The sequence below is a fragment of the Legionella fallonii LLAP-10 genome (genome assembly GCF_000953135.1).
In the GTDB taxonomy this organism is placed as follows: Bacteria; Pseudomonadota; Gammaproteobacteria; order Legionellales; family Legionellaceae; genus Legionella; species Legionella fallonii.
Genome location: NZ_LN614827.1, coordinates 3,309,820 through 3,321,932 on the forward strand (window position 1 = coordinate 3,309,820; position 12,113 = coordinate 3,321,932).

Sequence of the window (12,113 nt, forward strand, 5' to 3'; positions counted from 1 at the left end):
TCCAGTCTCTCAGAATCGGCTTTCACACCACCGGTAATACCCTTTTTTTTTAATCGAGGCTAAAAGCATTGACACAGCCATCATTATTTAATTTATAGCAATCTTAAAAAACGTCAGTTTGGGATAAGAAGGTTATTAGATCCAGTCTCTTCTCGATCCGCTCATCCTGAGGATGGCAAGATAACATCTGAGTTCCTTATCCGAAACTGACGTTAAAAAGGAAATTTAGATTAACTTAGACTACATTTAAAATAGCCTGCTTTAAAAATATCACGTTATGGATAGGGACAACAACGCACATGACCAACTCATCGACTCCTAATCCCTCAAAAAATGCGCAAATTTTCGTTCCTGAAGAGGACTTACCTGCTAATGAAGAAGATTTATTCAAACTGTCATCATTCCTTATTCTTGATACCTCTGAAGCCATTAAATTCACGTTAACAGAGGATATGCTAGCGGAAACACTCACGTTGATGCTTGACTCTTTGTCAGATGAGGTCACTAAAATGAAACAATTTCATGCACAAGGGGATTGGGAAAAAACTCAAGCTATGGCTCATAAAATCAAAGGCGGATGTGTCTATGTTGGAACAATTCGTATGAAAATGGCCTGTCAGTATTTCGAGCGCTACTGGAAAGCGGGGCATACCGACTTATTAGAAAAGCTGTATCAACAAGTGCTTGATACTATTGAAGAAAGCATAATACTCATTGAAAAATGGAGAAATAATAAGCAAAATAGCTAGGTTTTAGTGCTGTTTAGCAATAGAAACACATATTTTTGCTTTCTTTTTAACCAGGTTTTTTGTAAAGAATGCTTTTATCAATGAAGTAATTAACTAAGGTACCAGGGGTATGACACCGGAGAAACAGAATTTCAATTGTACAGTAATCGAGTTATTTGAGGCTCAAGTAAAAAAACATGCAGAGAGCATCGCTCTTAAAGACAAAAACATTGAATATACCTATGCGGCTTTAAATGCAAAAGCAAATCAATTCGCCAGAATCTTAAAATTAAAGTCAGTCAAGGAAGGTGATTTTGTCGCTATTTTATTAGAGCCCAGCGTTGAATTCTTTATTTGCATCCTGGCAATTATAAAATTAGGTGCCGTTTATGTACCACTGGATACACTTGCACCACAACAAAGGCTGCACGAAATTATTCAAGATGCCAAACCCAAAGTGGTGATTACCCATGAAGAATACCAACGCAATCTTTTGGGAGTCGAGGCAAATAGCTATCTTATAAGACATCTTCATTTAGAATCACTCAGTCAATCCAGCAAAAACAGTAAAACGACGGTGAGCCCAACATCTCCTGTGTACATGATTTATACTTCCGGCTCTACTGGAAAACCCAAAGGGGTCGCCATCGCCCATCGATCGTTAGTGAATCTGGCGCTAATTGATAACATTATCCAAATAAAAGAAGGTGAAAAAACAGGGCAATTTTGTAATTTAGCCTTTGATGGCAGTGTATTTGAAACATGGGTAGCTCTTTTAAACGGAGCAAGTCTTCACATTATTCCTAATGAAGCCAGAAAAAATCATAATCAACTCAAAAAAGTAATTAAAGAATTTCAGATCCGTTACTTACTGATTCCAACAGGATATTTTCATCAATTAATAAAATCATATCCCGAGACATTGGATTATTTGCATACCATTTCATTCGGCGGAGAACAGGTTAATGCTCACCTTCTAAAAAACTTTATTGAGTACAGGAAAAAATCGGACATCCCGACAACATTAGTGAATGTTTATGGTCCCACCGAAGCGACGGTCTTTTCTTGCTGTAATACTATCCATCGTGACAAGGACTATACAGAGGAACAGCTCGCAAGCATCGGTTTTAAAACAGCCAATACAAAGACTTATATTTTAGATGAACACCATCACCGCACCAACGAAGGGGAGCTTTGGGTAAGTGGTGTGCATTTGGCTATAAATTACCATAATAGCCCGGAGCAAACAGAAGAAAAATTTATCAAAAATCCTTTCTCTCGTGATGTCCTTTTTTCAAGAATGTATAAAACCGGTGACCGAGTGCGTCAGTTACCCACTGGAGAATTATTGTATTTGGGTCGTGTGGATGATCAAGTAAAAATCGGTGGCTTTAGAATCCATTTAAGTGAAGTAGAACAAGAACTCATGAACCATGATGCGGTAAGCTTGGCTTCTGTTACCGTAGAAATTGGTGGAGGAGCCCACAAATTTCTTACAGCCTATATTGTCTTTAATTCAAAAGATACTCCCATACATGCAGATGAAATTCGCCATTTTCTTGCTCAAAAACTACCACCTTATATGCTTCCTGCTAAGTACGTTATGGTAGACAAATTACCATTAACCGCTATTGGTAAAATTGATAGAACAAAATTAGATAAGATAGCCCATACTGATTTATCATTTCATATGGATACCTCATCAGCAAATCCCATTGAAGAAACCATTAAAAACATCTGGAAACATTTATTAAACCGTTCAAGTATTGAACCCAATAAAAATCTATTTGATTTGGGAGCTAATTCATTACTCATTACAGACGCGTGCTCACAAATTAATAAAGCACTGCAGTGTGACTTACAAATAGTGGACATTTTAACCCACCCCACCATTCATAAACTAAGTCGCTTTCTGGAGGGCGATTTAGATACACAACTCATACGAAAGGTAAAAAAATATACCTCTCAAGATATAGCAATCATCGGGATGAGCTGCCGATTCCCTAAAGCACGAAATGTTGATGAATTTTGGCATAACTTATGTCAAGGGACACATTGCCTTACTCGTTTTGATGAGGATGCGCTCCCCTATTCTCTTTTAGCAAACAAAGAGTTCGTTCCCGTTAAAGGAATCTTAGAAGATAGCGCTCAATTTGACGCGCACTTTTTTGGCTTTAATCCAGTGGATGCCAAAATTACAGATCCACAACACCGTATCTTTCTTGAATGCGCTTGGGAAGCGCTTGAGCATGCCGCCATTGCCCCAAGTAAAATGAAATCCAAAGTCATCAGTCTTTTTTCGGGAATGACCGATAGCACTTATTTAAAGGAAAATTTATTAAAGAGCCAATGGTTTTGTAATGAGTTCGACAGCGTTCATCAACGAATCGCAACCAGTATGGGAATGCTCAGTACACAAGTTTCCTATCGCCTCAATTTCAAGGGACGAAGTGTGAATGTCAATACGGCGTGTTCCACAGGGCTTGTGACAGTAGATCATGCGTGTCAGGATTTAATACTTGGGCAAAGCGATATTGCCCTTGCTGGTGCAAGCTCTATAGCCGTTCCAGAGGTACAAGGATATTTTTATCAAAATGGAAGTATTGTTTCGCCTGATGGTTATTGCAGACCGTTTTCATCGCAAGCCAATGGCACAGTGTTTTCTAATGGTGTTGGTGTTGTTGTGTTAAAACGGTTGGAAGATGCAATAAAGGATAAAAATACCATTTATGCGGTTATCAAAGGACGTGGCATTAATAATGATGGAATAGATAAATTAGGATTTACGGCACCGAGTATCAGTGGGCAAATATCGTGCATTAGAGAAGCACTGGTTCAAGCGCAGATTAAGGCAGAAGAAATAGGTTTTCTTGAGGCCCATGGGACTGCAACCGCATTAGGGGATGTTATTGAAATAAAAGCGTTGACCTCAGTGTATCGCGAACAGACAGATCAAACTCAATTTTGTGCGTTAGGTTCCGTTAAAGCCAACATCGGACATACGGATGCTACAGCAGGAATTGCAGGCATTATTAAAACAGCGCTTAGTCTTTATCATAAGAAAATTCCACCCTTAATTCATTATAAAAAACCAAATCCAGATTTATCACTCTCCGAAAGCCCCTTTTTTGTTAATACGAAACTTTTAGATTGGAATAGCTCTTCAAAACGCTATGCGGGTGTCAGTGCATTTGGAATAGGCGGCACCAACTCTCATATCATTTTAAGTGAATATCAACCCCAAGAGGAAGAATGTTCTGTTGCGCCATTAAACGAAGAATTAATCCTACTTTCAGCAAAAACAGAAAAAGCGTTAGAGCAAAGCAGGTCTAACCTCAAACATTACCTAAAAAGTAGCATGAATTCGAGCCTTGGCGATATAGCGTTTACACTGCATACAGGCAGAGAAGATTTTCAGTGGCGCCAATTTGTCGTTGGTAAAACAATTGAAGAAGCATGCAGCGAATTAAAAAGGAAAAAGCATCTGTTTTTTGATGAAGAAATCCATCATAGTGTGGTCTTCATGTTTAGCGGCCAAGGCATGCAGTACGCGCAGATGGCTATGGAATTATTTGAAACAATTCCTCTATTTGCTCAATACCTAACCCTTGGCGCACAGTTTGCACAAGCCTATTTGCATTGCGATTTACTGTCAATGATTCGTGACAAAAATTCCAATAAGCTGAAAGAGACGCAATATGCGCAACCTGCATTGTTTATCGTGGAATATGCTTTAGCAAAAGTACTAATGGAATGTGGTGTGATACCTGAAGTCCTTATTGGTCATAGTATTGGAGAATATGTTGCCGCCTGTATTGCCGAGGTATTTTCTTTTGAAGATGCTATAGCGTTGGTCTGTGAACGCGGGCTGTTAATGTCAAAAGCCCCAACAGGTGCCATGCTGTCTCTTGAAACAACTAAAGAAACACTGATAAACAACTACCTTAACATAGCTGATGTCGATATTGCCTTACATAATGCAACGAATCAGTTCGTTTTAGCAGGCAGTGATACAGAGATTTCCAAATTAGAAGAATATCTGATAAACGATAAAAAGCCCTCTCAACGATTGAAGGTCAGTCATGCATTCCATAGTCGTTTTATGGAGTCGATTGAAAAACCATTCAAAGAGATGTTCACCAACATCAAGTGTCAAGCCCCCAAGATACCTATTATTTCCAATGTGACTTCCGATTGGCTCTCTGCTACTGAGGCAACCAGCCCTGATTATTGGTATCAACATCTTCGTCACACGGTTCAATTTAGCGACAGCATCCATCGTATCCTTCAAGATAAGCATCCATTATTTGTCGAAGTGGGGCCAGGACACAGTTTATGTGGATTCGTTAAAGAACTCTCCGCAAATAAAGCCAACACTTTGTTCACACTTCCCAATCATCAGCAACTGACCACAGATAGGTTTCAGTTACTTTCAACATTAGGCGAATTATGGACAAAAGGTGTGCCCATTAATTTAAACGCTCTTGGAGAAACGAAGAAGCGTCAATGTATTCCCTTACCGACGTATCCTTTCCAAAAACAACGGTATTGGGTGGAGCCCGATCAACGTTCTATTGTTACAAATGATGCAGGCGCTCTTTATAAGCCCGTATGGTCTTATGAAGCAATAGAGCATCATCCCCCTTCTCACCTAAATGAGTTTAACTATATTCTTTTTAAAGATAAGACTGGCATTGGTGAACAAATCGCTGAAATATTAATAAAACAAGGGATTAAACCCATTGTTATTGAGCAAGGCCAAGAATTTAAGCAACTTTCTCCGACACATTTCACAATAAATGTGAGTGAGCCATCTCATTACACGCAACTCATGTCCTCATTAAAAGACACACTTCATCACCCCATTATCCTTCATTGTTTTAGTTATGATGATGTCCAAGAAGAGTTTCTTGATACTGCTCAAATCGAACATCGATTACATCTTGGCTTCTACAGTCTTTTATATATGACTCAATCCTTGTTAAGCGAGTTAGGAACAACGATACCTATTCATGTAGCACTGATCACCTCAGGTACACAACGTATTGTTGGTACGGAAAATATATGCCCAATTAATGCAAGTCTATTAGGTTCCTCTCGGGTAATACCACTAGAACATCACAATATTTCCTGCGAATTCATTGACATCAATACAAAAGACAATGTTGCTCTTATTCTTAACGATTTACTTAATTCTTCTGGGCAAAAACAGAAAGAGAAATCTCATAAAGTAACCGCTTATAGGAACGGTTATCGCTGGGAGTTGTCCTATGCTCCCTTTCAAAGTAAAACGCCATCTAATCGATTTTCCGATCATGGCATCTATCTCATCACCGGAGGATTAGGGGGTATCGGCCTTGCATTAAGTAATGCCATCGCACGCCATGCCGTGTCGCCAACATTGATACTCTGCTCAAGAAAGGCAATTCCCCCTCAATCTGATTGGAGTGACATAGCAGCAGATCCCGCTCATCCCTATCACACAAAAATAGAGCAATTACACCAATTAAAAGAGCTTGGAGCCAATATAGAGTGCTTTCAAGCAGACATCGGGAACTATGAAGAAGTGGTCGATGTAGTGACGTTTTGTAAAAACAACTTTGGACGCATCAACGGAGTAATTCATGCTGCGGGTATTGCTGGTGGTGGCTTAATCCAACTTAAGACCAAAGAAGCTGTTCATCAAGTTCTGGTGTCTAAAATTCATGGAACCTATCACTTGGCTAAAGCACTTCAAGAATTTAATCTTGATTTTGTTGTACTCATGTCATCTATTGCTTCAATAACCGGTGAACAAGGGCAAATGGATTATTGTGCGGCGAATGCATGCCTGGATTCTTTTGCTCAAAGCCACTTGTTCCATACCTCATGTCTTCTGAATATAAACTGGAATACTTGGCGTGAGGTTGGAATGAGTGTTGAAACCAATAGACCAGAAGATATGAGTTTATTTTCTCGGGGAAATACCATAAGCCCGACACAAGGACAAGAACTGTTTCTAAAAGCGCTCGCTAGCCGTTGTTCTAACCTCGTTACATCTAACTATAGTGTGGAAGAATATGATCAATTAATTCGTGACAATAAACCCATTATTGATGAAGAACATAAAGTATCTCGCGATACATTTCATATGAATCAGGAATTTAAAGCACCTAAAGGACCTATTGAAAAGCAACTTGCAACATTATGGCAAGAAAATCTTCATATTGTTGCAATAGGTAGAGAGGATGATTTTTTTGCTTTAGGTGGCCATTCACTAAAAGCACTGACTCTTATTGAGCACATTAATACGACTCTTGGAACTCATTTATCCATTCAACATTTATACCAAGCACCAACTATTGCACAGCTAGCGGAAGTAATTGGTGCAGACCGTGCCCAAAGTGAAATTGACATCGTTGTGCCATTAAAAAAACTAAATTCCAAACAATATCCCTTCTTTTTTTGTCATCCTGCTAGTGGCATGATTTATTGTTTTAATGATTTTCTCGCACAGTGGGACTACCCCATATCGGTATATGGCCTTCAAGATCCAAGTATCGCTTCAGGAGCATTGCTTTTTGACAGTATTTCATCGATGGCTTATGCATACATGAATGCTATAAAAAAAATTCAGCCCCATGGCCCCTATTTCTTAGTAGGCTATTCTTTAGGAGGAACCTTGATGCACGAGGTAGCTCATTTACTTAAAAAGCACAACGAACCCATTGGATTACTAGCCATGATCGACAGTTGGTGCACTTTTTCAGCCCAACAGCAGTCCAAGGATCATTTTATTGAGGCCTATCTATCCAAAGAACTCAAAGCAAATAAAGATTTAGCTGATCTAGCCTGGGATAGAATGAACTTACTAATGCATCATAAACCAAGCAACATCCAACAAGATATGGTCTTATTTAAAGCTTCGGAGTTAAACAAAGACTATTTGGAGATTAATGATTCTTTAAATGGATGGGAACAATATAATTCAGGCACAATTATCTGTCATACTATAAAAGCAAATCACGATACAATTATTCGTGAAGGATGTACCTTTATAGTTCAAAAATTAATTAAATATAGAGATATTGGTGAACACACTAACACTTTGTTTGACACATAATGATTTTCCCTTGTTTGGACAAGCACTCTCATTAGAGGATGTCTCATTACTTGTTCTTAATCAGAACATGGAGTTAGAATTCATTAATGAAGTGGCACAAAAAACACTGAATATCCAACTGTGCACAACAGACAAGAAACAGAATTTTTTTCAATTATGGGAACAATTAAATTTTGCTCCCATTTTAAATCAACAAGGCAATATCATTCCTAACACCGTGATGCACGTAGGAGCACACTCTCTTTACTGGGAAAAGAAAAACGTATTAGTCGATCAAAAGAACCATATCTTCCTAATGGGTAAGAATGCCAATACAGCACTTTCTTTTCTCAAAAAAATTGGAAAGGCCATCTATGCAGAGTTAGGATATGAACCTCAAAATAAGTCTACTGCCAATGAATATGTAAAAGAAATTTCTAACTATTATACTTCGGTGATTGATAAAATTCCTTGTTATATCTATTGGAAAAATCTCCGGTCAGAATATTTAGGGTGCAATAAGTTAGCAGCACAATTCTTTGGATTTAAATCAACTACAGATATTATTGGAAAAAGTGACTTTGATCTATTCCAAGATCCAGATTTTGCAAAAAGATATCAGGAACAAGACACTCAAGTATTTTTAACCGGCAATCCCATGTTAAACATTAGATCGGATCTTAAAGATCACGAGGGCAATATTGCCAATACATTAGTCAGCAAAGTACCGATTACCGATCTGTCAGGCATCATCATTGGACTCGTAGGAATTACTGTTGATGTAACCGAGCTAACCCAAGCCAAAGAAGCAGCAGAAGCGGCAAATCATGCTAAAACAGAATTTATTGCCAACATGAGTCATGATATTCGAACACCACTCACCGGTGTTATCGGCATGTCGAAAGAGCTGGAAGAAACTGTGGAAAATCCGATCCAAAAGGAAGAAGCACATATGCTTCATGATAGTGGTAAAGAATTATTAAGCATGTTAAACGGTATTCTTGACGATGTTCGTGCAGGCTACATGAATCAAGATGACGTTCAGATAAAAACATTTGATTTGCATCAATGCATTGACGATTTAGTAAAACTCGAGCGTCCAACGACGGTTATGAAGCATCTTGAACTCAAGGTAGATATCGAGAAATCAGTACCTCCATATATCCGAAGTGATCGTAAAAAAATTCAAAGAATTCTTTTAAATTTATTAGGTAATGCCATTAAGTTTACTGAAAAAGGCTCCATCATCATTCATATAGCACGTCTTGAGTCGTCTGGACAGGAGCTTCGTTTACGGTTCAAAGTAACTGATACAGGAATTGGAATTCCAAAAGAGGAGCAAGATAAAGTATTTGACCGTTTTTTTCGCGCCACTCCTTCTTATCAAGGACTTTATAAAGGGCATGGCCTTGGACTTCATATTGCACAATCATACGTCAATTTATTAGGTGGGCACATTGCTCTGATAAGTGAGGAAGGAAAAGGGACTACCATTTATTTTGATATCCCTTATAAACGAAGCAGAGCTAAAAAGACAAAGAAAACTCAGACATTGACGGTACACAATACATCTATTCCCCAAGCCCCGGTAATAAAAGAACAACCTCTTCCTGTAGTATCACTAAATGCGAATCAAAATTCTCCCTGCATATTATTAGTAGAAGACAATAATGTCGCATTAAAAATATTGGAGCTTCTTGCATCAAGAGTAGGATGTCGCTTTAAATCGGCCATGTCAGGAGAAGATGCATTGGAGTTAGTCCAGTCGAATCAATTTGATCTGATGATTACAGATATTGGACTTCCAGGAATATCAGGAATTGAACTGACGCGTAAAATCCGTGAATGGGAAAAATCACTCTCAAAAAATCCGATACCTATAATAGGACTAACAGGACACGCTCAAGATGAAGCTGAAGACGAATGCAGTAACGCAGGAATGAACCAAATATTTTCAAAACCAGCCACTTTGCAATTGATTGAGTCTCTTGTCAATGAGTATGCATTACATAAAGGAAGCACCACTAATTAGTAACCTCTTGGAATTTGAATTGGGGACCATCCCGAACCGACCCCAATGCGACAGTGTACCCGGTGTGACCAATCCGCTCCCTCATATCCCCTCTCCATTGAAGTATTATCCCCCCAAATATTGATTAAAGACCGAATTACCGTGGCTTGATCACGGTATCTACAAGAGGGGTAATGGTTAGTTTAAGCCCAAGAAATAGAGGTGATTTAATAATGCAACGTGTGGATACCGTGGTCAAGCCACGGTAATTCGAGAGATGTTATAATTTGGGGGAATACCTCAACCCTCGCCCGATTGCGGAAGAAGAGATTTACAGATCACATAACCAGCTCGTTATCGGATCGATCCTCTTTAGTTTTTTCTTCTTCCCTCTTAGGAGGCGAAAACAATCCTAATCTACTGCAAGTTGCTTCATAAAACAGACGAGCTTTTTGATATTGGGTGCATACTATTTCTTGCACTGCGGTGGGCAGTATTCCTATGGTACCATAGACCTTTACATTGCCTGTTGGTTTTTTATCCGCAGGATATTGTTTGACAGCAGCGATAGAATCCTTAAGATCGTTAATAAATTTATCCTCAAAACCTTCTACCAAAGTGTGGACATGGGTTATACACAAATGAAATCCATCGGGCTTTTGCAGCAAATTGAGTTTCCAACCTCGCTTGTCTAATTCATCAGCAATGAAGTGCGGATTTAATGTATCGCTACGAAAGCCTAATATGGACCACTGTGGGTTTCCATAAACATAGATCTCACGCTTACCTGCATCATCCGATTTACATAATTGATCAACTCGGTCTTGCAAGCGTTGGCGTAGTGTCACAATATTTGCAGAAATTTCTTGGTATTTGTTACGTCCATAATACGAGAGGGTGGCATAGATCTCTGCTACTCGCGCACCACTGGTTGAACCATCTAGAATGCCTGGGGTAGTATAAAGTCCACCAGACCAGTTTAAAGCAGCATAGACTGATAAGGCCGGAGAATCTTTGCTAAAAAGACAGGCAGAGGTTCCTTTAGGACAACAGCCGTATTTATGTAAATCCGCCGAAATAGAAGTAACCCCTTTAACACGAAAGTCCATAGGTTTTTTAGAAGTATCCAAGAAAGCAGTTAGAAATCCCCCCAAACAGGCATCGACGTGAAATGGAACTCCTTTTTCTTGTGCTAATTGCCCAAGATCATCAATGGGATCATTGATGCCATTCATATAGGATGGAGCAGAGCCCACTATCACAGCGGTGTTGCGCGAAATATATTTTCGCATTTCTGCTGCTGTAACAGCACCAGTTTTCGGATCGACGGGAACGGTGATCAGTTTTGCCCCTGTTAGATCTGCTGCTTTTTTAAATGCTGCATGTGCCGTTTCTGGAACTACAATCTCGGGATTTGCAATGCCTTTGGCGCGGGCATGAATGACATAGGCAGCCATTGCCTCAATAATACTCGTAGAGCCGCCATGGGTGATTAAACCATAACCGTCTTTAGAGCCATTAAATAACTCTTGGCACCAACGAATCACCTCTGCTTGCATGGCAATAACACGCGACCATTTATCATGCAAAGGATTGGTTAAAGAAGTTTTGGCATAAACTTCCTTGAGCAATTCAGTGAGTTCTTGAGGATGGACTGCATACAGTGCCCCTGAATCCTGGCCATCTCCTTGTTGTACGGTAAATTCTCTTGCTTCATCCCCATTTTTTACTGCTGCAAAATTAAAAAGACATGTTTCTGGATCAATGCCAAACTCTTTTAAAATCAATTCGGGCGAAGTGCCTTCATCGGGGATTTTGTCTTGTAGTGCCATTTCCGAACGTTGTTTTCGCAATTTATCTTGGGTACTTTGCAGATCTTTATTCAGTTCCTTTTTCAGGTAAGCTTGTACTTGAGGTAAGTTTTTACCCAGACTATAGGCCACATCAATGACACGTTGTTTATAGGTTGTATTATTTCTCGCACGATAAGCTTGAGCGATTGCAGGGTATTGCTGCCATAGTAATAAAACTGCGGCCGTTGCAAGAACGATCTGATGCGCCGGCGTGTCTTGGAGTGTTTCATCAAATCCTGCAACAGCGCTTTTTAATAGTCCAGTAATAAAAGTCAGCATAATAGTAACATCCTTTTTAAAATTGATGGTGCATATTAAACGCTTTTATGTTTGTTGTCACAAATCAGGGAAACTTTACTTCGTTCCACGATGAAGGTTCTTCCGCACTTCAAAACCTTTGTGAGGGGACGGTCCCCTGCCATTAAGTTAAATGTCGAATT

The 12,113-nt window shown here is 39.3% G+C and carries 4 protein-coding genes; 3 read left to right on the forward strand and 1 reads right to left on the reverse strand.

The genetic code is table 11. The features are described 5' to 3' along the window. Positions 1-299: 299 nt before the first annotated feature. From LFA_RS13865 to LFA_RS13875, 3 genes are all read left to right on the forward strand, one after another. Positions 300-749 (forward strand): Hpt domain-containing protein, encoded by a 450-nt coding sequence (locus tag LFA_RS13865; RefSeq protein WP_052673976.1) that lies wholly within the window; start codon positions 300-302, stop codon positions 747-749. Between the two features lie 109 nt (positions 750-858). Further along, a complete protein-coding gene (locus LFA_RS13870) occupies positions 859-7,830 on the forward strand; it encodes a type I polyketide synthase (protein WP_045096706.1) in 6,972 nt (2,323 codons plus the stop codon). Then, entirely contained in the window at positions 7,799-9,841 is a 2,043-nt protein-coding gene (locus tag LFA_RS13875; RefSeq protein ID WP_052673977.1) for an ATP-binding protein, read from the forward strand. The genes LFA_RS13870 and LFA_RS13875 overlap by 32 nt, the downstream gene beginning before the upstream one ends. Positions 9,842-10,158: 317 nt before the next feature. Here LFA_RS13875 and LFA_RS13880 read toward each other — a convergent pair whose 3' ends face one another. Continuing rightward, positions 10,159-11,952, reverse strand: coding sequence for a pyridoxal phosphate-dependent decarboxylase family protein (locus LFA_RS13880; protein ID WP_045096707.1), 1,794 nt, complete (start codon positions 11,950-11,952; stop codon positions 10,159-10,161). Positions 11,953-12,113: the final 161 nt, after the last annotated feature.